This is a genomic window from Streptomyces sp. NPDC040610 (assembly GCF_055594065.1).
Genome location: NZ_JBVIXA010000008.1, coordinates 383,942 through 409,032, shown reverse-complemented (window position 1 = coordinate 409,032; position 25,091 = coordinate 383,942). Strand labels below are relative to the sequence as shown.

Sequence of the window (25,091 nt, the reverse complement as noted above, 5' to 3'; positions counted from 1 at the left end):
CCAGGGGGCCGTCAGACAGCGGGGGTTGTCGCTCGCATCGGCGGATCACCGGGGTCGTGGGTGCGCACCGGGGCCATGCGTGTCTGCTCCATCCTCGTGGACAACACGGATCACCCCACGGCCGGTATCCTGACTCCCGGATCAGCGTCCGCTCTCCCGCCTTCCCAACGGACTTCTCCGTCAGTGGCGTTGTCTCACGCGAGAACGCACTCCCCGGTCACAGTGGCGGGACCGCGCCGGATTCACACCGGCTTCCCTGCACCGCGGGCTTCGTCACGAACATATACTTGGACTTCCTAGTAAGTCCACAGCGGACGGGTTCCCACTTGCCGTGGGAACCCCCTATCCGGCTCCTACCGAGGTCCTACGCCCCCAGCTCCGCGCGCACGACCCCTGCCAGCCCCGCCAGCGCGGACGCGAGGTCCGCCGCGGCCGCCCCGCCGCCCTGCGCCACCTCGTCCGAGCCCCCGCCCCGCCCGCCGAGCAGCCTCTTGACCAGCGCCGACGCGGACAGCCCCGCCGCGCGCCCGGCCTTGTTCACGGCGACGACGAGCACCGGCTTGTCGGCGGTGAGGGCCACGGCGGCCACGCCCGGCCGCTCTCCGGGCAGCCGCCCGCGCACGTCCAGGGCCAGCGCCCGGGCGGCCCCCGCGTCGCCGTCCGTGGTGGCCGTGATCACGCTCGCGCCCGCCACGTCGACGGCCCGGTCGGCCAGCTCGGCCGCGCGGACGGCCAGGGCCGCCTGCCGCAGCCGCTGGTTCTCGCGGTCGGCGGCCTTGAGCCGGTCGAGGAGTCCGGCGATGCGCTCGGGCAGTTCGGCGCGCGGCGCCTGCACCTGCTCGGCGATCCGGGCGACGAGGTCGCGCTCGCGCGCCAGATGGCCGAAGCCCTCGATGCCGACGGCCGCCTCCAGGCGCCGCATGCCCGCGCCGACGGACGACTCGGCGGTCAGCGCGACGACGCCGACCTGCGCGGCGTGCTCGACGTGCGTGCCGCCGCACAGCTCGCGCGACCAGGCGCCGCCGATCTCGACGACCCGCACCTGCTCGCCGTACGTCTCGTCGAACAGGGCGAGCGCGCCGAGCTCCTTGGCCTCGGGCAGCGTCATCCAGCGCACGCCGACGGGCAGGTCGCGGCGGAGCGCGCGGTTGGCGGCCTCCTCGACCTCGCTGCGGACGGTGGCGGAGAGCCCGCCGCGCCAGGGGAAGTCCAGGCGCAGATAGCCGGGGCGGTTGTAGGAGCCGGACTGCAGGGCGGTGGGACCGAGGATCTCGCGCAGGGCGGCGTGCAGGACGTGGGTGCCGGAGTGGGCCTGGCGGGCGCCGAGGCGCCACTCGGGGTCGACGGCGGCGTGCACCGCGTCGCCGACGGCCAGTTCGCCCGCGGTGACGCGGACCTGGTGCACGACGAGGCCGGGCAGCGGGCGCTGCACGTCGAGCACGTCGGCCTCGGCGGAGGAGCCGGAGAGCTGTCCCGCGTCGCTGTCCTGGCCACCGGACTCGGCGTAGAACGGCGTGCGGTCCAGGACGGCGGTGACGATCTCGCCGTCGCGGGCCACGGGCACGGGGCCCGCGGAACCGAGGAGGGCGAGGACACGGGACTCGGTGGTCAGGGTGTCCCAGGCGCGCCAGACCGTCGGCCCGTGCTCGGTGAGGACGGCGCGCAGCACCGAAGTGTCCACCGCGCCGCCGGACTTGCGGGCGCGGGCGTCCGCGCGGGCCCGCTCGCGCTGCTCGCGCATGAGCGCCGTGAAGCCCTCACGGTCGACCTCCACGCCCTGTTCGGCGGCCATCTCCAGGGTGAGGTCGATGGGGAATCCGTAGGTGTCGTGCAGCAGGAAGGCCTGGGCGCCGGGCAGTTGGCGCGCCCCCTCCGACTTGACCTTGGTGACGGCCGTGTCCAGGACGGTCGTGCCCTGCTTCAGGGTGGAGCGGAAGGCGTCCTCCTCACCGGCGGCCTGGTCGGCGACGCGGTCGTACGCCTCGCTCACGTCCGGGTAGCTCGGCGCCATGCAGTCCCGGGCCACGGCGAGGAGCTGCGTCAACACCGGGTCTTCGTGGCCGAGTTGGCGCATGGAGCGGACCGCGCGGCGCAGGATGCGGCGCAGGACGTAGCCGCGGCCCTCGTTGCCGGGGGCGGTGCCGTCGGTGAGGAGCATCAGGGCGGTGCGGACGTGGTCGGCGACGACGCGCAGGCGCACGTCGGCCACGGGGTCGGCGCCGTAGCGGACGCCCGCGAGGTCGGCGGCGCGGTCCAGGACGGGCCGGGTCTCGTCGATCTCGTACAGGTTGTCCACCCCCTGGAGCAGGGTGGCCATGCGCTCCAGGCCCATGCCGGTGTCGATGTTGCGGCGCGGGAGTTCACCGAGGATCGGGTAGCCGGACTTGCCGGTGCCCGGGCCGCGCTCGTACTGCATGAAGACGAGGTTCCAGAACTCCATGTACCGGTCCTCGTCGACGGCCGGCCCGCCCGCGCGGCCGAGCGCGGGGCCGCGGTCGTAGTACAGCTCCGAGCAGGGACCGCACGGCCCGGGGACGCCCATGGACCAGAAGTTGTCCTCGTCGCCGCGTGCCACGATCCGCTCGTCGGGCAGGTCGGCGACGCGCCGCCACAGGCCGCGCGACTCGTCGTCGGAGTGGTGCACGGTCACCCAGATCTTCGCCGGGTCGAGGCCGTAGCCGCCGTCCGCGACAGGGCGGGTGCTCAGCTCCCAGGCGAAGGTGATGGCCTCTTCCTTGAAGTAGTCCCCGAAGGAGAAGTTGCCGTTCATCTGGAAGAAGGAGCCGTGCCGCGTGGTCTTGCCGACCTCCTCGATGTCGAGGGTGCGCACGCACTTCTGCACGCTGGTGGCCCGCGGCCAGGGCGGCTGTGCCTCGCCGGTCAGATAGGGCTTGAACGGCACCATGCCCGCGTTCACGAAGAGCAGCGTCGGGTCGGGCGTCGGCAGCGGGGCGCTGGGGACGACGGTGTGGCCGCGCTCGGCGAAGAAGTCCAGGAAGCGGGTGCGGATGTCGGCGGTGCGCAAGGGGTGCTCCGGGCAGGGCTGAAGGGCTACAGGGGCTGGGGACTGCTGGCTGTTGAGGTTGAGGGCTGCTGGGGCTCTGGGGACTACGCGGGCGGGAAGGCGTCGGGGCACGCGGGGTGGCCCGGGCCCAGGAAGACGGCCGTGCCGTATCCGTTCGGCCCGGGAGGGGTGACCTGTCGCCAGCCGAGCCGCTCGTAGAAGCGCACGGTGGCGTCGGCCTTGACGGACGTGAGCAGCCAGCAGCGGCCGCCGGGCGCGTCGCGTGTGACCTCTTCGAGGAGCCTACGACCGAGGCCGCGGCCGTGCGCGCCGGGCAGGACGGCGAGTTCGTCGACCTCCAGGCCGCCGCACAGCCACGCGGCGGTGCGCTCGGCGCCGAGGGCGGCGCTGACGCGCGGATAGGAGCGCGTGGCGGGCAGCGGGGTCTCGGTCGTCCAGGCGGTGGCGAAGCCGAGTACCCGGTCGCCGTCGAGGGCCACCGCAGCCGTGAAGCCGGGGCGGTCCAGGTCGCCCGCGAGGCGCTCCAGGTAGACGTCGGCCTCGGCGGGGTCGGAGTTCCACGGCGGCTCGGCGAAGGCCGCGGCGTAGACCTGCCGGATGCCGTCGCGGTGGGTGAGCAGGTCGGGGCCCGGCAGCCGGTGTATGAGGGCGTCGGTCATCAGGCGGCCCTCGCGAGCGTCGCCGTGGGGTGCAGGGCCGCGTGCTCCAGCGGCGCCGACGGGTCGATCGACACGTCCAGGGGAGCCGGTTCGGCGCCCGCGCGCACCAGCAGGTCCCCGACGGCGGCGATCATCGCGCCGTTGTCGGTGCACAGGCCGGGCGGCGGGACGCGCAGGGTGATCCCGGCGGCCCGGCAGCGCTCCTCGGCGAGGGACCGCACCCGGGAGTTGGCGGCGACGCCGCCGACCACGACGAGGGTGTCCACGCCGTGCGTGGCGCAGGCGGCGACGGCCTTGCGGGTCAGGACGTCGGCGATGGCCTCCTGGAGCGCGGCGGCGCCGTCGGCGACCGGCAGGTCGCCGTCCGCGTGGCCTTCGGCCCAGCGCGCGGCGGCGGTCTTCAGGCCGGAGAAGGAGAAGGCGTACGGATCGTCGCCGGGGCCGGTCAGCGGGCGCGGGAACGCCACGGCGTCGGCGGCGCCGGACCGCGCCGCCCGGTCGACGGCGGGCCCGCCCGGGTAGGGCAGCCCGAAGACGCGGGCGACCTTGTCGAAGCACTCGCCCGCCGCGTCGTCCAGGGTGTCGCCGAGGTGGGTGATCGGATCGCGGGCCAGGTCCCGGACGAGCAGGAGCGAGGTGTGGCCGCCGGAGACGATCAGGACGACGCACGGGTCGGGCAGCGGGCCGTGCTCCAGGGTGTCGGCGGCGACGTGTCCGGCGAGGTGGTGCACTCCGTACAGCGGTACGTCCAGGGCGTAGGCGAGGGACTTCGCCCCGGCGAGGCCGACCTGGAGGGCGCCCGAGAGGCCGGGGCCCGTCGTCACGGCGACCGCGCCGATGTCGCCGAGGCGCAGGCCCGCCGTGTCCAGGGCGCGGCGGACGACCGGGGTCAGCGCGTGCACGTGGGCGCGGGCGGCGATCTCGGGGACGACGCCGCCGTAGCGGGCGTGCTCGTCCATGCTCGACGCGACCGCGTGCCCGAGCAGCCGTCCGTCGCGGACGAGGCCGGCGCCGGTCTCGTCGCAGGACGACTCGATTCCGAGCACGATCCGAGGGGCGGCCATGACTGTTCTCCCGACGCCGTTCGATTTTGCGCTTTCTTTCCGCGCCTACCGCCTTCCCATAGTAGTTGCAAGCAATGTGCAATAAGCCTCAGTCGTTCGGCCGCCGCTCTCCCCTCCCCCGCCGGCCCGGGATGCGCCTCCCCCTCGATCGCGGGGTACGGCACGAAGGTGCTGCAGTTCTCGTCGACGGCGAGGCGGCGGCCGGACGGCGGCATCGCGTGCGGTCCCGTGCCGAACGTCTCGGCGCGCGCGGCGTGTTCGGCCCGCGAAGCGCCGTACCCGCCGGCCATGCCCTGGCGAGGGCACAACCGGCGGGTACGGGCCCGCCCGGTCAGCGGATGGTCGGATCAGCCCCGGTCTGGATCAGACCAGGCCGGGTCAGACCCGGTCTGGATCAGGCCCGGTCGGCCACGGTTCAGACCCGGTCGGCCGCGATGAGGAGGTACTGGAAGGACCCGTCCTTGTAGGAGTTGATGAACGCGTCCTCGATCCCCGTGACCAGCGAGGACGTGGCCCGCAGCTCCCAGTAGGGAAGGGTGTCGGGGGTGAGGTCGACGACGGCCTGCGGCACGAGGCGATGGTCGGCCATGGCGCGCATGTACTCACGGCGCGAGTGGATGTTGCACTCGAAGTGCGCGTTGATCTGGGAGACCCACTTCGAGGGCTGGCCGTACCGCGGGTTCCAGCAGCCCGTGATGGTCACATAGCGGCCGCCGACCTTGAGGATGCGGGAGTGCTCGGCGAACAGGTCCTGCAGGTCGACGTACATGCTCGACTCGTTGTTCCACGAGGCCGCGGCCTGCCCGGTCCCGAAGGGCGTGGCGAGCATGTTGCAGACACGGGCGCGGACGTGGTCCTGGATCCGCAGCTCATGGGCGCGCCGGTTGGCGAACTCGGCCTGCTTGGCCGACAGCGTGACTCCCTCGACCCGGCACCCGAAGCGCTGGTGCGCCATCACCATCGAGCCCCCGCGGCCGCAGCCCGCGTCCACCAGCGTGTCCTCGTGCCCGATGTCGCCGAGGTGCCCCAGGAGGACTTCGGCCTGCGCCGACTCCAGCCGGTGGAGCTCGGCGATCAGTTTCTTCTCGTACTCGCTGTCCTGGGGGTCGCCAAGGGCGGTGTCGTCGACCTCGCCGATGCCGTAGTGGTGGTGGTAGAGACCGTCGACATCGCCGAGACGCAGGTTCACGGGCCTGGCCTCCCCGTCCCAGTAGCGGGCGATGTCCCCCTGGTAGGGCGTCGCCGGGCCGGGGATGCGCACGGGGGCGTCGGTGGCGGTGAATTCGGTGCTGGTCACAGATGAGTCCATTCTTCCTACCAGAAGTCGGGCAGGCTGTAGCGATAGGTGTTGGTCTGGTGCCAGTGGTGGTTGCCGTCGACCCACGCGGCCACGCCCCGCAGGAAGCGCTGCACATTCGGGACGGGACAGTCGACCGCCAGGGCGGCGGCGTGGGACTCGAAGTCGTGCATGAGCTCGTTGTGGACCTCGACCGACTTCAGGTAGGCGTCCCGGTCGGAGAGGCCCTCACGTTCGGCGATCACGACGGGCAGGTTCAGGTGCCGGCCGGGAGCGTCGAGTTCCTTGGTGTACGAGTACAGGTCGTTCACGATGGTCGTCGCGTTCCCCGCGAGTGCGATGACCTTCTGCATGGCGGCCTGCGCGTGCAGGTCCATCGGCAGTTCGTAGCCGCCGACGGTGTCGGTGATGGTGGGGCAGGGTCGGAAGTTGTTGAACTGGCGCATCGCCAGGTACTCCCAGACCTCGGGGACGTGGTCCATCTGGGCCCAGGCGGCCTCGGCGAGGTATCCCATGTGCAGCCGGGCCATGTCGTGCCGGAACCGGTCGGCCTGGGAGGGGCTGGCCACTTGGACGAAGTACTCCATGGCGGAGCGGTAGGCCCGCCGGGGCGCGTCCTCGTGCAGCGACTTCGCCCAGTGCGGCTGGTACTCCTGCGTCGTGTGCAGGGGGTCGAGGGCGGTGTGCGCAAGGAGCAGGCGCTGGCCGAGGCCGTCGGGCGAGCCCCCGTGGTCCTCGCAGTAGCAGTCGTCCACCGCGTTCTCGGCCACCATCAGGCGGGTGGCGACCATCAGGTGGTCGACGGTGGGCGCGTCCGGATGGCAGCCGACCATGTAGCGGCCCACGGAGAAGCCGTCGAACTCCTCCGCCCAGTCCTCGGGGTACAGGGCGACCTCGTCCAGCGCCCAGGACTTGATCCTGCGGCTGACCTCCTCGACCCGCACCGGGTCGGGCTCGGGCACCGGGTGGTGGTAGAGGCCCGGGATCGGCATGCCTTCCGCCGGGGCCGCCGACGGCTGCGGCGGCTCCGACAGCTCCGGCGGCGACTGCAGGATCGGGGGCGTCGGGAGCTCTTCCCGCAGGATCAGGCGCAGCCCCGCCGTGCCCAGTCCGCTGGGGCCGCGCAGAATCCGTTCGAGGTCGGCGCCCGGGGGCGGCACTTCGGCTGCCGGGGCCTCGGCCTTCGGGGCCTCGATGGCAGCCGGGCCGGGTACGGAGATCGCAGGCGGGCCTGGTACGGAAATCGCAGCCGGAGCGGGCGGGGAGGGCGCGCAGGACGGGCCGCCGGTGACGGCCTTGATGTCGCAGGCACGGGCCGCGGCGTCAGTGAGTACATGCGCCCCGAAGCGAGAAGCGGCCTCTGGCAGGCTCGACCGCGGAGGTGTCAGCTCAGGCGAGGGCATCCAATTCTCCTTGGTGGGGTGGGGGTTGTCCCGGGCCGGACTTCGGGCATGCGCGGACTTCGGGCATGCGCGACCGCCCCGGAACGCCCGGGGCGTCTTGCCCTGCGGTGCCGGCCGGGTCCGCTACCTGGGCCAGCGGGCGATCTGCACGTTCTCCAGCACACCCACCGCGTCCGGCACAAGGATCGCGGCGGAGTAGTAGGTGCTGACGAGGTAGGACGTGATCGCCTTCTCGTCGAGGCCCATGAAGCGGACCGACAGACCTGGCTCGTACTCGTCCGGCAGGCCGGTCTGGTGGAGTCCGATGACGCCCTGGTTCTCCTCGCCGGTACGCATGCAGAGGATCGAGCTGGTCTTCTCCTTCGTGATGGGGATCTTGTTGCAGGGGAGGATCGGGACTCCGCGCCAGGCCGGGACCTGCTGGCCGCCGAGGTCGACGTTGTCCGGGCAGAGCCCGCGCGCGTTGAACTCGCGCCCGATCGCCGCGATCGCCTTGGGGTGCGCGAGATAGAACTTCGAGCCGCGACGGCGGCAGAGCAGCTCGTCCATGTCGTCCGGGGTCGGCGGGCCGGAGTGCGGCTGGAGGCGCTGCTTGAAGTCGGCGTTGTGCAGCAGGCCGAACTCCCGGTTGTTGATCAGCTCGTGCTCCTGGCGCTCGCGCAGCGCCTCGATGGTGAGCCTGAGCTGCTCCTTGGTCTGGTTCATCGGCCCGTTGTAGAGGTCGGCGACCCTTGTGTGGATCCGCAGAATGGTCTGCGCGACGGAGAGTTCGTACTCGCGCGGCTTCTCTTCGTAGTCGACGAACGCGCCCGGCAGTTCATGCTCGCCGGTGTGACCGGCCGACATCGCGATCTCCGCCTCGCCGCGGTGGTTCTGCCGCCGCCGGGACCGCGATGTGAACGCTTCGAGGTGACTCTGGAGGTCCGGCGCCGCGGACACCACGGCCGCGAACTCGGCGCGTGACAGGCTCAGCAGGGTGCCCGAGGTCTCCGCGGTGGCGGTCTGCTCCCACCGGGCGTCCTCGTCCAGCAGCGCGGCCTCTCCGAAGTGGTCGCCATCGGCGAGTACGTCCAGAGCCAGCTCGTCGCCGTAAAGGCCCACCGTGGTCTGGCTGATGCGGCCGTGGGCGATCAGGTGCAGCCGGTCGGCCGGTGCCCCCCGCTCCACCAGCGTCTCGCCGATCCGGAAGTCGCGCTGGACGCAACGGTCGGCGAGGGCGGTCAGCACCTCCACGTCGTCGAAGCCGCGCAACAGGGCCAGTTCCCCGAGCTCACGGGGGATCACCCGGACGTCGCCACCGTCCTGAATGAACTCCACGGTCCCGTCGCCGACGGTGTAGCTCAGGCGACGGTTCACCCGGTAGGCACCGCCCTTGGTCTCCACCCAGGGGAGCATCCGCAGCAGCCAGCGAGAGGTGATCTCCTGCATCTGCGGGGCGGACTTGGTCGTATGGGCGAGGTTGCGGGCGGCCGCCGTGCCCAGGCTGGATTGCCGGGGCGGCTCCGGCCGTGCTTCCGGGCGTGCGTCAACAGTCATCGGGCGAGCTCTCCTTGGTCAGGGCAGTGACGTGCGCATACGGGCGTCACTGGTCAACAGGAGCGAAAGAGGGGCAAATAAGATGGAATCAGTCCAGATCCCGAGGAACACTAATCGCCGCCTCGCCCCGCGGCCCAAGGAAGTCGTCGACATTAACTCGATACGATGATCGCGCCTGCGCGATGTTTGCCCGGACACCAACGGGATTCATCCGGAATCGACAGTACGTCCGGTCGAGTGCGGCTCCCCCGAGGGGTCCGGACCGGGTGGCCATGGCGCTTGCACGATGCCCACCGGACTCCCAACAGTCCGTCATCTGTCAGGCCTTGTCAGGCCCTGTCAGGCCCACAACAGTCCGTCAAGGGTGCTGGATGACGAGCCGAGCCGCCGTGCCACGCTCCCCCACGGCCCAGCACCCCGCTCCGGGCCGGCAGTTGATGCCCAGCAGGCGGGTGCGGTCGAACAGCGTCCAGGACTTGCCGCTGTCGGTGCTCACATCGCTGCCGTTGGGGCCGACCGCGACAGCGGTGTGCCCACTGCCGGGAACCCAGGCCACGCTGTTGCGGAACCCACCGGGCGCGCCGCCGAGCGACCAGGACGCACCGGCGTCGGAAGTGGAAGCAGCCGCACCCGAATCGATCCCGTTGTCCGGATCGAAATCGCCGCCGACGGCCAGGCCGTGGCGGGGGTCCCGGAAGGACAGCGAGGCGATGCTCGCCGTCTCGCCGGGGATCGGGGTGTCGGCGGCACTCCATGTCCTGCCGCCGTCACCGGTGCGGAACACCTGCGGGTTGTGGCCGGTTCCGCCGCGGGTGCCGGTCGTGCCGAACCAGGCGTGGCGCCGGTCGTGCGCGACCATGCACGTGCCGGTCGCCAGGGCTCCGTCGTCGGGTGTCGCGGCGGGCATTCCGTCGGCCGGTGCCTGGCGCCACGTCGAGCCGCCGTCCTCGGTCTCCAGGATGGGGAACTTGCCGCCGACGGGGTCACTGACCGCGAGACCGTGGCGGTCGTCGAAGAACGCCATGCAGTCGTAGAAGGCGTTCGGCACCGAGTTGCGGAACACCAGCTGCCAGGTGGCCCCGCCGTCCGCCGTGCGATAGATCCGCGAAGGTTCGTCACCCCTGGGAAGCGTGAGGACGAGGGCGCGGTCACGGTCGAACGCCTCGACGTCGCGGAACTTGTCGGCCACCCCACCCGGCGGGGTGACGTTCCGCCAGGAGCGTCCGCCGTCCACCGTCCGCACCACGGCCCCGTCGTTGGTGGCACCCCGGAATCCGCCACCGACGGCCCACACCACGTCCCGGTCCACCACGTCGACCGTGATCAGCGTGTTGCTTGTGGCGGTCGGCGTGAAGCGCCAGGACGGCACCTCGGCCTGTCGAGCCGCCGACACCGACTCGGCGGTCGCCCCAGGAGCAATCAGGGCAACCGCGAGTCCGAGCACCACGAGTATCCGGGCCGCGGTCCCACGCACACCAAGTCGCATTCCAAGAAGACTGGTTCGCCACTGCGGAGACGGCTATCCCCGTAACAGGCCATTTCCGAACGGCGAGTCGGGGCACCTCAGCGTCCAGGGCCTCTTCCGCACCCGGGTCCCGCAACCACGGACGGGAGGTGTACGCCGATCGGCGGGCCCGGCTCCGACGGAAGGCGGCGCCCGACCCACCGTTCGGCATGCGACGGGGGCCGCTGTGCACCCTGGTGTCGGACTGCTCCGGCGCCGGGGATGCGGAGGGCGGGGTTGCAACTGGCACGGACTTCGACCCTGTCCTTACAGGCAAGAGCGCCATCGGGTGAGCCTTCGACAAAAAGTGATGGTGCATCAGGTCGCGTATGGGAAAACAACCTCAGGGAGCAATCATGGAACGCAGGGGATACCTCCGCATGGTGGGAGCCGCGGTGGCACTGGCAGCAGGGGGCGTCATGGTCACGGCCACCGGAGCGGCAGCGGCGCCGGCCAAGGCCGCGGCCGCGTACAACAAGGCGTGCGGCACCGGCTACAAGGTCGTGAACCACATCGACATCGGGAAGGCGGGGACGTCCTACCTGACCTACAACTCCGCGACCGGGAAGAACTGTGCCGTGACCATTCGCAGCAGGCCGGGTCCCGCCGTCCACATGTACGCCTGGGTCCTTCGGGACGACACCAGGGACTACGCCGATGACGACGGCTACTACCGGTCGTACGCGGGCCCGGTCCATATCGATGCCAGAGGCGCCTGCGTCTCCTGGGGTGGCGTGATCGCCGGTGAGTCAGCCGACAGGAGCGGCACCAACTGCGGCCGGATCAAGCGGTGAGACGTACCGGCCGGACTGGTCCGACAGGTACCGCGGGAGGTTCCTCCTGGAGGCCCTCCGCGTCGGTCGGCCGCGGTGCTCAGCCGGTCCACGTCCAATCCGCGACTTCGGGCAGGTCGGTGCCGTACTCACGGATCCAGTGGTGGTGGCGCAGGCGGGTGTCCGCCATCCGCTGCCGGACGGTGGCCGCGCGCACCGCCAGGCCGGGTACGCGGTCGATGACGTCCATGACGAGACGGTAGCGGTCGAGGTCGTTGCGTACGACCATGTCGAAGGGCGTGGTCGTGGTGCCTTCCTCCTTGTAGCCGCGCACATGCAGATGTGCGTGGCCGGCCCGGCGGTAGGCGAGGCGGTGGATGAGCCACGGGTAGCCGTGGTAGGCGAAGACGACGGGGCGGTCGGCGGTGAACAGGGCGTCGTACTCGGCGTCGGCCATGCCGTGCGGGTGCTCCTCCGCCGGGAGGAGGCGGGCCAGGTCCACGACGTTCACGACGCGCAGGCGCAGGTCGGGCAGGTGGTGGCGGAGCAACTGGGCGGCGGCCAGGACCTCCTGGGTCGGGACGTCCCCCGCGCAGGCGAGCACCGCTTCGGGTGCGCCGCCGTTCTCGCTGCCCGCCCAGTCCCAGATCCCGGCGCCTCGCGCGCAGTGGCCGCGGGCCTCCTCCAGGGTGAGCCAGTCGAAGCAGGGCTGTTTGCCGGCCACGACCACGTTGACGTAGTCGCGGGAGCGCAGCACGTGGTCGGCCACCGCGAGGAGGGTGTTGGCGTCCGGGGGCAGGTAGACCCGTACGACCTCGGGAGACTTGTTGAGGACGTGGTCGATGAAGCCGGGGTCCTGGTGGGAGAAGCCGTTGCTGTCCTGGCGCCACACGTGCGAGGTGAGCAGGTAGTTCAGGGACGCGATGGGGCGGCGCCAGGGCAGACGGCGGGAGGTGCGCAGCCACTTGATGTGCTGGTTGACCATGGAGTCGACGATGTGCACGAACGCTTCGTAGCAGGAGAACATGCCGTGCCTGCCGGTGAGGAGGTAGCCCTCCAGCCAGCCCTGACAGGTGTGTTCGGACAGGATCTCCATGACGCGGCCGTGCCGGTCGAGGTTCTCGTCGCTGTCCCGGGTCCCTGCCTGCCAGGCCTTTCCGGTGGCGCCGTAGACGGCCTGGAGACGGTTGGAGGCGGTCTCGTCGGGTCCGACGAGGCGGAAGTCACGGCGCGCGGATGTGTGGTCCATGACCGTCTTGAGCAGGTCGCCCAGGACGCGCGTCGGCTCGTGCAGGGTCGCGCCGGGCTTGTCGACCTGGACGGCGTACCGATCCAGCGGCGGGATCGGCAGGTCGCGCAGCAGCACGCCGCCGTTGGCGTGCGGGGAGGCGCCGAGTCTGCGCGCCCCCTCGGGCACACAGGCCAGGACCTGTTCGCGCGGCCGGCCGTGCTCGTCGAACAGCTCGGCGGGCCGGTAGGACCTTAACCAGCCCTCCAGTTGGGCCAGGTGTTCGGGGCAGTCGCGGACTCCGGCCAGCGGGACCTGGTGGGCGCGCCAGGTGCCTTCGACGGGCAGCCCGTCGACCTCGGCGGGGCCGGTCCAGCCCTTGGGCGTACGCAGCACGATCATCGGCCAGCGCATGCGGTCGGTGACGCCCTCCTCGCGGGCGCCGCGCTGGATGGCGGCGATGCGTGCCAGCGCCGTGTCCATCGCGTGCGCCATCGCGGCGTGCACCTGGAGAGGGTCGTCGCCGGAGACATGGAGGGGGTCGTGGCCCAGACCTCGGATGAAGTCGTCCAGTTCGTACTCCGGCAGCCGGGCGAACACGGCCGGGTTGGCGATCTTGTAGCCGTTGAGGTGCAGGATCGGCAGGACCGCGCCGTCGTGCACCGGGTCGAGGAACTTGTTGGAGTGCCAGGAGGCGGCCAAGGGTCCGGTCTCCGCCTCTCCGTCGCCGATGACGCAGGCGACGAGGAGGCCGGGGTTGTCCAGGGCGGCGCCGTAGGCGTGCGAGAGCGCGTAGCCCAGTTCGCCGCCCTCGTGGATCGAACCGGGAGTCTCGGGGGCGACATGGCTGGGCACCCCGCCCGGGAAGGAGAACTGGCGAAACAGCCGCGCCATCCCCTCCGCGTCGCGGGTGACGTCCGGGTAGGTCTGGGAGTACGTGCCCTCCAGCCAGGAGTTGGCGAGCACGGCGGGGCCCCCGTGTCCCGGCCCCCAGACGCAGATCGCCTCCTGGTCATGGGCCTTGACGAGGCGATTGAGGTGGGTGTGTACGAGGTTCAGCCCAGGTGAGGTGCCCCAGTGCCCGAGCAGCCGCGGCTTGATGTGCTCCGGCCGCAGCGGCTCGGCAAGGAGCGGGTTGGCCATCAGGTAGATCTGTCCGGCGGCCAGGTAGTTCGCCGCCCTCCAGTGCGCGTCCAGAGCCCGCAGCTCCGCGTCGTCGAGGTGGTTTGCTGCTTCCGCGCGGATGCCGGTCATCTGCTGGAACCTCCAGGGGTGGAGCGAGCGCAGCCGACGCGTCCCGGTGTGGGGCAGCCCGCGACCGGTACGCCTGCGCTCCCTCTCGGGGGCCGAACTGATACGTCGCGCTGCCGGGGACCGGGGCCTCACCGGGCAGCCTAGCCCTGCGCGCACGCGGCCGACAGCTCCAACATCCCGATCCAGTAGCCCACTTGAAAGCTGTCCAGGTACGTCACGGAGGACTAACGTGCGTCGCGCGGCCCGGGCCCCCGGCGGCACGCCGACATCGGATGTCGCGCTCCTTCCGCTCAGAGCGGCCTCCGCCGTCCTGGGCTCCGGCCGGTCACTCCTGGAAGGTTCGACATGGTCACCCAAGACGGTGAACAGCGAAGGATCGTGGTCGGAGTCGACGGTTCGCCCCCGTCCCGAGCGGCGTTGCGATGGGCGGTGCGACAGGCCCGGCTGACGGACAGCGTCGTCGAGGCGCTGATTGCCTGGGACTACCCGACGACCGCCGGATGGCCTGTACTGCCGCTGCCCGACGACTTCGAGAGCACCTTCGGCAAGACCCTCGCGGAAGCGGTGGCACAGATCAGAACGGACGAGCCGGGCGTCGAGATCCGCAAGACCGTTGCGGACGGCAACGCGGCGGAGGCACTGATCACCGCGGCGCACGGGGCCGACCTGCTCGTGGTGGGCAACCGGGGCCACGGCGCCTTCACCCAGGCCCTGCTCGGTTCGGTGAGCCAGCACTGCGTACATCTCGCGACCTGCCCGGTGGTCGTCGTCCGCGAGGTCTGATCCGGGCAACGGCCGTGCGGGGTTAGCGGGCTGGTCGGCCGGAGTGCAGTCAGAGACCGGCCGCGTGGTCGGGAACGTACGTCTGCGACCCGTCGAGGCAAGTCACGCCGCGACGGGGGCACGGGCCGTCCTGAAACGGACCCTTCGGCACGCGGGAATCCTGCACACTCACTCTCGGCGCAGTTCGACGCCAAAAAAGGAACTTACGGCCATAGTTTTGCCAATCCGCCTATTTAAAGACATTTGATCACTCTGTGGGGTGTGGCGGGCGCCCCTTCTCGCTAAGTTGAGGCTTTGTCAGTCGGAGAATCTCTCTGGCTGCACAAACAGAAGGGCGTACGTCATGCGCTTCACGCGCACCACCGCCATTCCCCGGACGGTCCTGATCGCCGCGATCGCTGTGGCCGGCCTGGCCTTCACTCCCACTCTCGCTTCTGCGACGGCCCGGGCCGAGTCAGGCAGCGCCCGGTCCCACAGCAGCCTCAGCGTCCTTGGTCTACCCGGCGGGAACGGCGCCAATGGCGTCGGGACCAACGGAGGCATCGGCGGTCTCGGCGGTACCGGTGGTGCGGCCGGCGCCCAAGGCGACGGAGGCACCGGCGGCACCGGCGACGGCAGTGCGAGCACCGGCGGCGCCGGGGGCGCGGGCGGCGCGGGCGGGGCCAACGGCAATGGCGGCAACGGCGGCTACGGCGGCGCAGCCACCCTCGGTGGCACCGGCGGCAAAGGCGGTGTGGGCGGCGTAGGCGATGCCGGTACCGGCATCGTCGGCGGCAAGGGCGGCAACGGCGGCGCTTCCACGGTCGGCGGCGGCCACTTGGGCGGCACTGGCGGCGTAGGCGGCGCCGCCAGCCCGGTGTGCCCCGGTGAGCCCGGCGGCAACGGCACCGCCGCCACGTTCACCGCGGACGGCACCACCGGTGCTACCGGCGCGGCCGGCAAGTCCACTCTCCCCTGCTGAGCAAAGAACGCCGGGTTCAGTCCGGCAGCCCGTCCAGCGCCCGCTCCACCAGCTCACGGGCGTACACCGCGGACAGGCCCTCCGGGCGGAACAGGATGCGGTACATGATCGGCGCGACGACGTGGTCCATGACGGCCTCGCGTGCGGGCGCACCGGCCTCACCGCCTTCGCCGCCCGCACCGTTCTCGCCGCGCTCGCGGGCCCGGTCGAGGACGAGGTCGACCTGGGCGGCGGCGTAGGCGGAGCACTGGCCCGCGTTGCCGCCGTCCGGGTCGCCGAGGAGCGCGTCGCGGATGTAGGCGCGGCCCGCGGTGGAGGACATCTCGTCGAGGAACTGCTCCGCCCAGGCCGTCAGGTCGGCGCGCAGGGCGCCGTGGTCCGCCGGTTCCGTGTCGGGGCGCAGCCGCTCCACGGCGACGTCCGACAGGAGTTCCTGGAGGTCGCCCCAGCGGCGGTAGATCGTCGACGGGGTGACCCCGGCCCTGGCCGCGACCAGCGGCACGGTCAGGGCCGCGCGGCCCTCCTCGGCCTCCAGCTCGCGCACGGCGGCGTGCACGGACGCCTGCACGCGGGCACTGCGGCCGCCGGGGCGGGCCATGGGCTTGGGGCTCATGCCGATCACCTTAACGCTAAGTTCTAGCTTCTACGGTGGGGGCAGGGCTCCCGGGGGCCGTCGGAGGCGTCGGCCCCGACGCCGCGGGGGCGGCCACGTCCGGGGCGAGGCGTCCCGCGTCCGCCCGCGTCGCCTCGTACGCCCGCCCCACGCGCAGCACCGCCCGCTCCCCCAGCGGCCGCCCGACGACCTGCATGCCGATGGGCAGCCCGGCCCGGTCCTGCCCGACGGGCACGGTCAGGGCGGGCAGGCCGGTGATGTTGGCGGGCGCGGACAGCCGCACATAGCTGTCGGACACGCTCTCCACGCTCCCGTCGGCCCACTGCACCGAGTGCTGCCCCGTGGGCGCGGCGGTCAGCGGCACGGTGGGGGCGACGACGACGTCGACGGCGTCCAGCATCCGTGCCCAGGCGCGCCGCATCAGGGTCCGGGCGCGCTGGGCGCGCAAGTAGTCGCCTGCGAGGAGCAGTTCGCCCGCTTCGAGGAGTACGCGTACGTCGGGGGCGTACAGCTCGGGCGTCGCCCGGAGGGTCCGTTCGTGGTACGAGGTGGCTTCGGGCACCATCAGGCCCCACTGGACCGCCTGGACGTAGCGGGTCATGGGGATCTCCACGTCGACGAGTGCGGCCCCGAGGTCGCGCAGCCGGTCGATGGCGTTCCGTACGGCGGACTCCACGTCGGGGGCGACCCGGTCGAAGTAGTAGTTCCGCGGGACGCCGACGCGCAGGCCTGTCAAGTCGCCTTCGTGGTGCGGGAGATGACCCTGGCCGGGAAGGTCGCCGCCGGTCAGGGCGGCGAGGACGAGGGCCGCGTCCTCGGCGGTGCGCGTGAGGGGGCCGACGTGGTCGAGGGACCAGGAAAGCGAGGTCACGCCGCGCCGGGGCAGCAGGCCGTATGTCGGCTTGAGTCCGACGACGCCGTTGAGGGCGGCGGGGACCCGGATGGAGCCGCCGGTGTCGGTGCCGAGTGCGAAGGTCGCCCCACCGGCCGCGACGGCGACGGCCGAGCCGCCGCTGGAGCCGCCCGCGACCCGCTCGGCGTCCCAGGCGTTCCGCGTCTGCGGGGTCGTCAGGCCGTAGGCGAACTCGTGGGTGTGGGTCTTGCCGAGCAGCACCGCGCCCGCGTCGGCGAGGCGGGTGGCGACGGCGCTGTCCGCGTCCGCTACGTGGTCGGCGCGGACGTGCGAACTGGCGGTCGTGGGCTGCCCCTTGACGTCGATGAGGTCCTTGAGTCCCATCGGGATGCCGTGCAGCGGGCCCCGGGTGCGGCCCGCTGCGATCTCGCGCGCGGCCTCCGCGGCCGCGGCGCGCGCCTCGTCGGGCCGCACGGTCACGAAGGCGTGCAGCCGGTCCTCGACGGCTTCGGCGCGCTCCAGCACGGAGTCGGTGAGCTCGACGGGCGACAGCTCCTTGGCGTGGATCGCGGCCGCCGCCGCGGCGAGGGTCAGCTCATACGGCCGCATCGCGCACCTCCGACCCCACGGTGTGGGCGGAGGCGGGCGGCACATCGCCGAAGTCCAGTTCGCGCAGGGTGGCGACGACGGCCTGGATGTGGTTGGCGGTGGCGGTCACGGCGTCCAGGCGCTCGCTGTCCAGGGGGAGCCCGGCGCGGCGGGCCCACTGGGCCGCTTCCTGGGGGGTGAGGTCTTCGGGCGCGGGGGCCTCGGGGGGCATGGGTTCCTCCGGGTACGGGGCGGGGCCCTTCCGGGCGCCGCAAAAGCTAACTACTTGCGTTAGTGGACCGTAGCCCCTAACGTCACTTAACGCAAAGAGATTGCTTTTAGCGATTCGCCGCCCGCCCGAAAGGCCCTCCATGCCCCCGCCACCCCCGCTGCCCCCCGCCACCTGGAACCTCGGCGGCATCGTCGCCCACCGCGTCGACGAAGTGGCGCTCCCGCCCAAAACGGGCCCCTGGCTGCTCCCCGACGCCACCCCGGACGTCGTCACCGGCACACCCTGGCTGCACCCCGACTTCGCCGACGACGCGGGCACGCTCCGCCTCAGCAGCCACAGCTTCGCGCTCACCCTCGGCGGCCGCCGCGTGCTCGTCGACACGGGCATCGGCAACGGCAAGGAGCGCGCCAACCCGGCCTGGCACGACCTCGACACCGACTACCTGGACCGCCTGACCCGCGCAGGATTCGCGCCCGACTCCGTCGACCTGGTCGTCCTCACCCATCTGCACGCCGACCACGTCGGCTGGAACACCCGCCTGGACGAAGGCAGTTGGGTACCAACCTTCCCCAACGCCCGCCATCTCACGACCCGTACGGAGTGGGACCACTGGGCGGCGGCAGACATGGAGGCACCCCGGCGCCAGATGTTCCGCGACTCCGTCCACCCCGTCCGGGACGCGGGCCTGCTCGACCTGATCGACGTCTCGGCGGGGCCGGTCGAGGTCGCGCCGGGCCTGCGCCTCCTGCCCGCCCCCGGGCACACCCCCGGCCAGGTCGCCGTCGAACTGCGCGGCGACGACCGGACCGCTCTGATCACCGGCGACGCCGTCCACCACCCCGTCCAGCTGGCCCGGCCCGACATCGGCTCCTGCGTGGACATCGACCCCGCCCTCGCCGAGCGCACCCGGCGCGCGCTGCTCGCCTCGGTGGCGGACACCGACACCCTGCTGCTCGGCAGCCACTTCGCCGCGCCGACGGCGGGGCGGGTCGCCACCCAGGACGGCACGCCCCTTCCGAACTCGGCGTTCCGCTTCAACTCCGCATTGGCCCAGACCTATTGACGAAAGGTCTATACCTACTTACCGTCTGCCGCATCACGTCCCATCCGCAGCAAGGCCTCCCCGAGGGAGCACGCCATGATCGGTCGGTCGGTACGTCTGTTGGGAGCGGCCATCGCGCTGGCCTTCGCGGCGCAGCTGCCGGCCGCGGCGGCGCCGGACGCGCCCGGCGCGCCCAGCACACCCAGAGCTCCGCAAGCGGACACCTGTGCGGTGAAGTCGAAACCCGCGGGCAAGGTGCTCCAGGGGTACTGGGAGAACTGGGACGGCGCCTCGAACGGCGTGCACCCGCCGTTCGGCTGGACCCCGATCACCGACTCCCGCATCGGCGCCCACGGCTACAACGTCATCAACGCCGCCTTCCCGGTGATCCGTTCCGACGGCACCGTGCTGTGGGAGGACGGCATGGACTCCACCGTGAAGGTGGCGACGCCCGCCGAGATGTGCCAGGCCAAGGCCAACGGCGCCACGATACTGATGTCCATCGGCGGCGCGGCGGCCGGGATCGACCTCAGCTCCAGCAAGGTCGCGGACCGCTTCGTCGAGACGATCGTGCCGATCCTGAAGAAGTACAACTTCGACGGGATCGACATCGACATCGAGACGGGTCTCGTCGGCAGCGGCAACATCAACCAGCTGTCGCCGTCCCAGTCCAACCTCATCCGCATCATCGACGGCGTCCTCGCCAAGATGCCGCCCGAGTTCGGCCTGACGATGGCCCCCGAGACCGCCTACGTCACCGGCGGCAGCGTGGTGTACGGGTCGATCTGGGGCGCGTACCTGCCGATCGTCAAGAAGTACGCGGACAACGGCCGCCTGTGGTGGCTCAACATGCAGTACTACAACGGCAGCATGTACGGCTGCGCCGGTGACTCCTACTCCGCGGGCACCGTCCAGGGCTTCGTCGCCCAGACGGACTGCCTCAACAAGGGCCTGGTCATCCAGGGCACGACCATCAAGGTCCCCTACGACAAGCAGGTGCCGGGACTGCCCGCCCAGCCGGGCGCGGGCGGCGGCCACATGTCGCCCGGCCTGGTGAGCCAGGCCTGGCGGAACTACAACGGCGCCCTCAAGGGCCTCATGACCTGGTCGATCAACTGGGACGGGTCGAAGGGGTGGACCTTCGGGGACAACGTGAAGGCGCTGCAAGGGCGCTGACCCGGCTGCGCGTCAAGGGCGCGTCATGACTGCCCCCTCCCGCGTCAGGCCCGCGCCAACGACGGCCGTGCGCGGGCGTGCCGGGGCGTGTCCTGGTGGCTCGAATGCCGCGGGGAAGGCCGCGCGGCCGGGTGCGAGGTGGTCAGCGATGGGTGAGGCCGGGGAACGGGTGCGGGGGCAGCGGCCGGGAGAGCGGCGGGTCGTCGTCGGCGTGAGCGGCTCGCTGGGCAGTCTCACCGCGCTGCACCGGGGCGCCGACGAGGCACGGCGCACCGGCGCGGTGCTCGTGGCCGTGCTCGCCTGGGTACCGCCCGGCGGTGAGTCGGCGCACCGGAAGGCCGCGTTCCCGCCGCCGGAGGACGCGCTGCGGCGCGCGGCGGCGGAGCGGCTGCTCGGCGCCGTCGACGACGCCTTCGGTGCCGACGGGCCCGGCGTCCCCTGGGAGGGGTTCGTCGTGCGCGGCACGCCCGGGCCCGCCCTGGTGGAGAGTGCCGACCGGCCCGGGGACGTGCTGGTCATCGGCGCGGGGCGGCGCGGCGGGGTGCGGCATGTGCTGTTCCCGAACGTGGTGCGGTACTGCGTCGCGCACGCCTGCTGCCCGGTCCTCGCCGTGCCGCCGTCGCCGCTGCAGAGCGAGCTGGCCGCCCTGCACCGTCGTCTCGGCCGCCGTCGGACGCTGCTCGCGAGCGACCTGACGGAGGGGCGGGCCTAGCTCCGGGGCCGCGCGGGCTCTGCGTGGGCGGGTCCGCCGTCAGCATCGCGTTACGGCGGCGCCCCTCGGCGTCAAGCACCCGTAAGCGCGGTGGCCGGGCCCCGGACCAGCGGGCATAGCGTCACCGGCAGCACGAACGGCCACCCGGCCGGACGGCGCACATCACCACCTGCGAGGAGCACCACCATGTCTCCACTCGACCCTGCCGAGGACCCGGAGCCTTCCGAACCCGAACCGGCCGGATCCCGGCGCGTTCTCTGCGTACCGGTCCGGTCGGGCACCACGGGCTGCGCGGCCCGCTTCTTCCGCACCCCCCTGGGTGACCGCACGGCCGTCGGCTTCACCTCCGCGGCACAGCTCACCGCCACCCTCGGCGCGGGGCAGCCCTGGATCCGGCTCGCCGAGCCCGCGCTGCGCGCCCTCGCCGCGCCGCTGGGCGTCACCACGGTCACCGTCGACCCCCAGCTCTCCGCCCCCGCGGCCGTGGGCGGCACCGCCCGGGACCCGCGGTGCGGCTGGACCCCGCGGCACGCGGGTGCCGCCCGGCCGCGGACCGCCGCACGGCAGAGCGGCCCCACCGCTTCCGTGCAGTCCGTGCAGTCCGTGCCGTCCGTGCCGGGCACCGCGCCCGCCCTGAACCCGCTGAACGGCTGAGGAGGCGTCATGACTGTTTCCGTGACTTCCGCCCGGGCCCTCGGGCCGGACGCGTCCACCGCCGTAGCCGCAGCCGACCGCGACGGCCTCTCCGTGTGGCCCCGCTCGGCGACTCCCGCCGCCGACGCCGACGTCCTCGTCGGCGGGGTCTCGCTGACGGAGGCCGCCGACCGCTTCGGCACCCCCGTCTACGTCCTCGACGAGACGGAGGTCCGCGAGCGCTGCCGCAGCTACAAGACCGCGTTCCCCGAGGCCGACATCGTGTACGCCGCCAAGGCGTTCCTGTGCCGCGCCATGGTGCGCTGGGTGCAGGAGGAGGGCCTGGGGCTCGACGTGTGCTCGGCCGGTGAGCTGGCGCTCGCCGCCGCGACCGGGTTCCCGCCCGAGAAGATCGTGATGCACGGCAACGCCAAGAGCCCGGAGGACCTGGAGACCGCCGTGCGCCTCGGCGTCGGCCGGATCGTGGTCGACAGCACGTCGGAGATCGCGCGCCTGGCCGCGATCGTGCCCGCGGGCTCCCGCCAGCGGGTCATGGTGCGGGTGGTGCCGGGCATCGCCGCGGGCGGGCACTCCAAGGTGCAGACCGGCACCGAGGACCAGAAGTTCGGCCTGTCGATCACCGACGGCTCCGCGCAGCACGCCGTCGCCCGCGTCCTGGCCCAGCACCGACTCGAACTCGTCGGCCTGCACTGCCACATCGGCTCGCAGATCACCACCGTCAAGCCCTACCTCGCCGCGGTGCGCCGCATGACCGGTCTGCTCGCCCGCATCCGCGACCAGCACGGCATCCAGCTCCCCCAGCTGAACATCGGCGGCGGGCACGGCATCGCCTACCGCCCCGGCGAGGACACCCTCAAGGTGTCGGTGCTCGCGGGCCGGGTGCGCGCCGAGCTGGAGGAGGGCTGCCACCGCGCCGACCTGACCGTGCCCCGGCTCACGCTGGAGCCGGGGCGCGCGGTCGTGGGCCCCGCCGGAGTCGTCGTCTACCGGGTGCTCTCGGTGAAGCGCACGGGCTCGCACACCTTCGTGGCCGTCGACGGCGGCATGAGCGACAACCCCCGGCCCGCGCTGTACGGGGTGCGGTACTCGCCCCGTCTGATCGGCCGGAACTCGGTGGCGCCGCCCGACCTCGTCACGGTGGTCGGCAGGCACTGCGAGGCCGGGGACGTCCTCGCGGACGACGTGCCGCTGCCCGGTGACGTACGGCCCGGTGATCTGATCGCCGTGCCCGCGGCCGGGGCGTACCACCTCTCGATGGCGTCCGGCTACAACCTCGTCGGCCGCCCCCCGGTGGTCGCCGCGGCGAACGGGATCGCGCGCACGCTGGTGCGCCGGGAGTCCCTCGACGACATGAGCCGCAGGGACGTCGGCCTCTAGCCCGCCGCCCCGCGCCCCCGCACGTCTCGCCCTCCGCCGGACCGGTCCGGCGGAGGGCCCCCTCTGTACGCACCAGACAAGGTCTCTCGCGATGTCCGTGGAGAACGTCGTCGGCCTCATCGTGGCCGTCGCGCTGCTCGCCCACCTCGTGTCGGCCCTCATCGAGCCGGAGCGTTTCTGATGACAGCCCCCGTACGGGTACGGCCCGCGCCCGCGGCGTCCGTGCCACCCGAGGAGCCCGGGCGACCGCGCCGGATCGGCGCCGGCATGCTCGACCCGACGCAGCTGTGGCGGGCGCTCCCGCAGGCGCTGCGGAAGCTCGATCCGGTGGCGCTGCTGCGCAACCCGGTCATGTTCGTGACCGAGGTCGGCGCCGCGCTCACCACGGGCATCGCGATCGTCGACCCCTCGGGCTTCGGCTGGCTGATCACCGGCTGGCTGTGGCTGACGGTCGTCTTCGCCAACCTCGCCGAGGCGGTGGCGGAGAGCCGCGGCAAGGCGCAGGCCGACTCGCTGCGCCGGACCCGGCAGCAGACCACGGCGCGCCGTCTCGTGGGCTGGGAGCCCGGCGCCGCGCCCGGCGGCTGTGTCGAGGAGGAGGTCGGCGCCGGGGAGCTCAGGCGCGGCGACATCGTGGCCGTGCCCGCGGGCGAGCTGATCCCCGGTGACGGCGATGTCATCGAGGGGGCGGCGAGCGTCGACGAGTCCGCGATCACGGGTGAGTCCGCGCCGGTGATCCGTGAGTCCGGCGGCGACCGCAGCGCGGTCACGGGCGGCACCCGGGTGCTCTCCGACCGGCTGGTGGTGCGTGTCACCCAGGAGCCCGGGCAGAGCTTCCTGGACCGGATGATCTCCCTGGTCGAGGGCGCGGGCCGGCAGAAGACCCCCAACGAGCTCGCCCTGAACCTGCTTCTGGTGATCCTGACGTTCGTCTTCCTGGTCGCGGTCGTGACGCTCCAGCCGATGGCGATCTTCTCCAAGGAGGCCATGGGAGCGTCGAACGACACCGCGGCGCTCACCGCGGACGGCGTCACCGGCATCGTGCTCGTGTCGCTCCTCGTCTGTCTGATCCCGACGACGATCGGCGCGCTCCTGTCCGCCATCGGCATCGCGGGCATGGACCGCCTGGTGCAGCGCAACGTGCTCGCCATGTCCGGCCGCGCCGTCGAGGCCGCGGGCGACGTGAACACGCTGCTGCTCGACAAGACCGGCACCATCACCTACGGCAACCGCCGCGCCGGCGCCTTCCTGCCGGTGGGGTCGGTCCCCGCGGACCGGCTCGCGGCGGCGGCGCTGCTGTCCAGCCTCGCCGACGAGACGCCCGAGGGCCGCTCCGTCGTGGAGTTCGCCAACACCGAGTACCACGCGGTGGTCGAGGAGACCCGGGACGTGGCGGGCGCCGAGTGGGTGCCGTTCTCCGCCACCACGCGGATGTCCGGCATCGACCTGCCGTCGGGGCGGCGGCTGCGCAAGGGCGCGGCGTCGGCGGTGGCGGCGTGGGTGCGCGAGCAGGGCGGCGCGGTCCCGGACGCGCTCGACGCGACGGTGGACCAGGTGTCCGCGTCCGGCGGCACGCCGCTCGCGGTGGCCGAGGTGACGGCCGGTGGGACCGCCTCGGTGCTCGGCGTGCTGCACCTGAAGGACGTCGTCAAGCCGGGGCTGCGCGAACGCTTCGACGAGCTGCGCACCATGGGCATCCGCACGGTGATGATCACGGGTGACAACCCGGTGACCGCCAAGGCCATCGCCGACGAGGCAGGGGTCGACGACTTCCTCGCGGAGGCGACGCCGGAGGACAAGCTCGCCCTGATCAAGAAGGAGCAGGAGGGCGGCAAGCTCATCGCGATGACGGGCGACGGCACGAACGACGCCCCGGCCCTCGCGCAGGCGGACGTCGGCGTGGCCATGAACACCGGTACCTCGGCCGCCAAGGAGGCCGGCAACATGGTCGACCTCGACTCCGACCCCACGAAGATCATCGAGATCGTCGAGATCGGCAAACAACTCCTCATCACCCGGGGCGCGTTGACGACATTCTCGATCGCCAACGACATCGCGAAGTACTTCGCGATCCTGCCCGCGATGTTCGCCGCGGTGTATCCGGGGCTCGGCCGCCTCGACGTCATGGACCTGCACTCGCCGCTGTCCGCGATCCTGTCCGCGGTCGTGTTCAACGCGCTGGTCATCGTGGCGCTCATCCCGCTCGCGCTGCGCGGTGTCCGCTACCGGCCCTCCTCCGCGTCGACCCTGCTCACCCGCAATCTGTGGATCTACGGCCTCGGTGGCGTCATCGCGCCCTTCCTGGCCATCAAGCTCATCGACTTCGCCCTCGTCCAGTTCGTCCCAGGGGTCTGACC

21 protein-coding genes and 1 riboswitch are annotated in these 25,091 nt (G+C 72.2%); of the genes, 10 read left to right on the top strand and 11 right to left on the bottom strand.

Features of this window, described 5'->3' with window-relative positions; all coding sequences use genetic code 11:
* Positions 1-102: 102 nt before the first annotated feature.
* Positions 103-281: riboswitch (cobalamin riboswitch) on the bottom strand.
* An 83-nt stretch (positions 282-364) separates the two neighbouring features.
* The 7 genes from alaS to ACZ6AA_RS27490 form a co-directional block, all read right to left on the bottom strand.
* Positions 365-3,025 carry an alanine--tRNA ligase gene (gene alaS / locus ACZ6AA_RS27520; RefSeq protein ID WP_471460619.1) on the bottom strand — a complete coding sequence of 887 codons (2,661 nt, stop codon included), beginning with the start codon at positions 3,023-3,025 and terminating at the stop codon, positions 365-367.
* A gap of 83 nt (positions 3,026-3,108) precedes the next feature.
* Positions 3,109-3,684: a GNAT family N-acetyltransferase gene (locus tag ACZ6AA_RS27515; RefSeq protein WP_471460618.1), complete on the bottom strand. Its 576-nt coding sequence runs from the start codon at positions 3,682-3,684 to the stop codon at positions 3,109-3,111.
* Positions 3,684-4,748 (bottom strand): tRNA (adenosine(37)-N6)-threonylcarbamoyltransferase complex transferase subunit TsaD, encoded by a 1,065-nt coding sequence (gene tsaD, locus ACZ6AA_RS27510; protein WP_471460617.1) that lies wholly within the window; start codon positions 4,746-4,748, stop codon positions 3,684-3,686. Before tsaD ends, ACZ6AA_RS27515 begins: the two co-directional genes overlap by 1 nt.
* 415 nt (positions 4,749-5,163) lie before the next feature.
* Positions 5,164-6,057 carry a geranyl diphosphate 2-C-methyltransferase gene (locus ACZ6AA_RS27505; protein ID WP_468456510.1) on the bottom strand — a complete coding sequence of 298 codons (894 nt, stop codon included), beginning with the start codon at positions 6,055-6,057 and terminating at the stop codon, positions 5,164-5,166.
* Positions 6,058-6,062: 5 nt separating this feature from the next.
* A complete protein-coding gene (locus ACZ6AA_RS27500; RefSeq protein WP_471460616.1) occupies positions 6,063-7,448 on the bottom strand; it encodes a family 2 encapsulin nanocompartment cargo protein terpene cyclase in 1,386 nt (461 codons plus the stop codon).
* Positions 7,449-7,571: 123 nt separating this feature from the next.
* A complete protein-coding gene (locus ACZ6AA_RS27495; RefSeq protein ID WP_468456506.1) occupies positions 7,572-8,984 on the bottom strand; it encodes a family 2B encapsulin nanocompartment shell protein in 1,413 nt (470 codons plus the stop codon).
* Positions 8,985-9,342: 358 nt separating this feature from the next.
* Complete coding sequence (locus ACZ6AA_RS27490) at positions 9,343-10,458, bottom strand: WD40/YVTN/BNR-like repeat-containing protein (protein ID WP_471460615.1); 1,116 nt, start codon at positions 10,456-10,458, stop codon at positions 9,343-9,345.
* Between the two features lie 386 nt (positions 10,459-10,844).
* Between ACZ6AA_RS27490 and ACZ6AA_RS27485 the strand changes: the two genes are divergently transcribed.
* Positions 10,845-11,282, top strand: a complete 438-nt coding sequence (locus ACZ6AA_RS27485) for a spore-associated protein A (RefSeq protein WP_471460614.1) — start codon at positions 10,845-10,847, stop codon at positions 11,280-11,282.
* A 79-nt stretch (positions 11,283-11,361) separates the two neighbouring features.
* On the opposite strand, the gene ACZ6AA_RS27480 is transcribed toward ACZ6AA_RS27485, so the two are convergent.
* On the bottom strand, positions 11,362-13,743 hold the full coding sequence (locus ACZ6AA_RS27480; protein ID WP_471460613.1) for a phosphoketolase family protein: 2,382 nt from the start codon (positions 13,741-13,743) through the stop codon (positions 11,362-11,364).
* A 345-nt stretch (positions 13,744-14,088) separates the two neighbouring features.
* Here ACZ6AA_RS27480 and ACZ6AA_RS27475 point away from each other — a divergent pair, with 345 nt between their 5' ends.
* Complete coding sequence (locus tag ACZ6AA_RS27475; RefSeq protein ID WP_468482730.1) at positions 14,089-14,526, top strand: universal stress protein; 438 nt, start codon at positions 14,089-14,091, stop codon at positions 14,524-14,526.
* 343 nt (positions 14,527-14,869) lie between these two features.
* Positions 14,870-15,487 carry a hypothetical protein gene (locus tag ACZ6AA_RS27470; RefSeq protein WP_471460609.1) on the top strand — a complete coding sequence of 206 codons (618 nt, stop codon included), beginning with the start codon at positions 14,870-14,872 and terminating at the stop codon, positions 15,485-15,487.
* Between the two features lie 16 nt (positions 15,488-15,503).
* Here ACZ6AA_RS27470 and ACZ6AA_RS27465 read toward each other — a convergent pair whose 3' ends face one another.
* From ACZ6AA_RS27465 to ACZ6AA_RS27455, 3 genes are read right to left on the bottom strand one after another with little or no spacing between them, the layout of a single operon-like run.
* Positions 15,504-16,100 (bottom strand): TetR/AcrR family transcriptional regulator, encoded by a 597-nt coding sequence (locus tag ACZ6AA_RS27465; RefSeq protein WP_468482728.1) that lies wholly within the window; start codon positions 16,098-16,100, stop codon positions 15,504-15,506.
* Positions 16,101-16,116: 16 nt separating this feature from the next.
* Complete coding sequence (locus ACZ6AA_RS27460; RefSeq protein WP_471460604.1) at positions 16,117-17,562, bottom strand: amidase; 1,446 nt, start codon at positions 17,560-17,562, stop codon at positions 16,117-16,119.
* Positions 17,549-17,773: a hypothetical protein gene (locus ACZ6AA_RS27455; protein WP_468456498.1), complete on the bottom strand. Its 225-nt coding sequence runs from the start codon at positions 17,771-17,773 to the stop codon at positions 17,549-17,551. Before ACZ6AA_RS27455 ends, ACZ6AA_RS27460 begins: the two co-directional genes overlap by 14 nt.
* Before the next feature lie 139 nt (positions 17,774-17,912).
* Between ACZ6AA_RS27455 and ACZ6AA_RS27450 the strand changes: the two genes are divergently transcribed.
* The 7 genes from ACZ6AA_RS27450 to kdpB all read left to right on the top strand — a co-directional run bounded on the left by ACZ6AA_RS27450 (position 17,913) and on the right by kdpB (position 25,089).
* A complete protein-coding gene (locus ACZ6AA_RS27450) occupies positions 17,913-18,836 on the top strand; it encodes an MBL fold metallo-hydrolase (RefSeq protein ID WP_471460599.1) in 924 nt (307 codons plus the stop codon).
* Positions 18,837-18,911: 75 nt separating this feature from the next.
* Complete coding sequence (locus ACZ6AA_RS27445; protein ID WP_468482725.1) at positions 18,912-19,991, top strand: chitinase; 1,080 nt, start codon at positions 18,912-18,914, stop codon at positions 19,989-19,991.
* A gap of 148 nt (positions 19,992-20,139) precedes the next feature.
* Positions 20,140-20,703, top strand: a complete 564-nt coding sequence (locus ACZ6AA_RS27440) for a universal stress protein (RefSeq protein WP_468456492.1) — start codon at positions 20,140-20,142, stop codon at positions 20,701-20,703.
* A 186-nt stretch (positions 20,704-20,889) separates the two neighbouring features.
* On the top strand, positions 20,890-21,357 hold the full coding sequence (locus ACZ6AA_RS27435; RefSeq protein WP_471460592.1) for an SAV_915 family protein: 468 nt from the start codon (positions 20,890-20,892) through the stop codon (positions 21,355-21,357).
* A gap of 9 nt (positions 21,358-21,366) precedes the next feature.
* Positions 21,367-22,734 carry a diaminopimelate decarboxylase gene (gene lysA, locus ACZ6AA_RS27430; RefSeq protein ID WP_471460589.1) on the top strand — a complete coding sequence of 456 codons (1,368 nt, stop codon included), beginning with the start codon at positions 21,367-21,369 and terminating at the stop codon, positions 22,732-22,734.
* A gap of 91 nt (positions 22,735-22,825) precedes the next feature.
* Positions 22,826-22,915 (top strand): K(+)-transporting ATPase subunit F, encoded by a 90-nt coding sequence (gene kdpF / locus ACZ6AA_RS27425; protein WP_468456486.1) that lies wholly within the window; start codon positions 22,826-22,828, stop codon positions 22,913-22,915.
* The gene (gene kdpB / locus ACZ6AA_RS27420; protein ID WP_471460586.1) at positions 22,915-25,089 is read left to right on the top strand and encodes a potassium-transporting ATPase subunit KdpB; all 2,175 of its coding nucleotides are present in this window, start codon (positions 22,915-22,917) and stop codon (positions 25,087-25,089) included. Before kdpF ends, kdpB begins: the two co-directional genes overlap by 1 nt.
* Positions 25,090-25,091 lie beyond the last annotated feature (2 nt).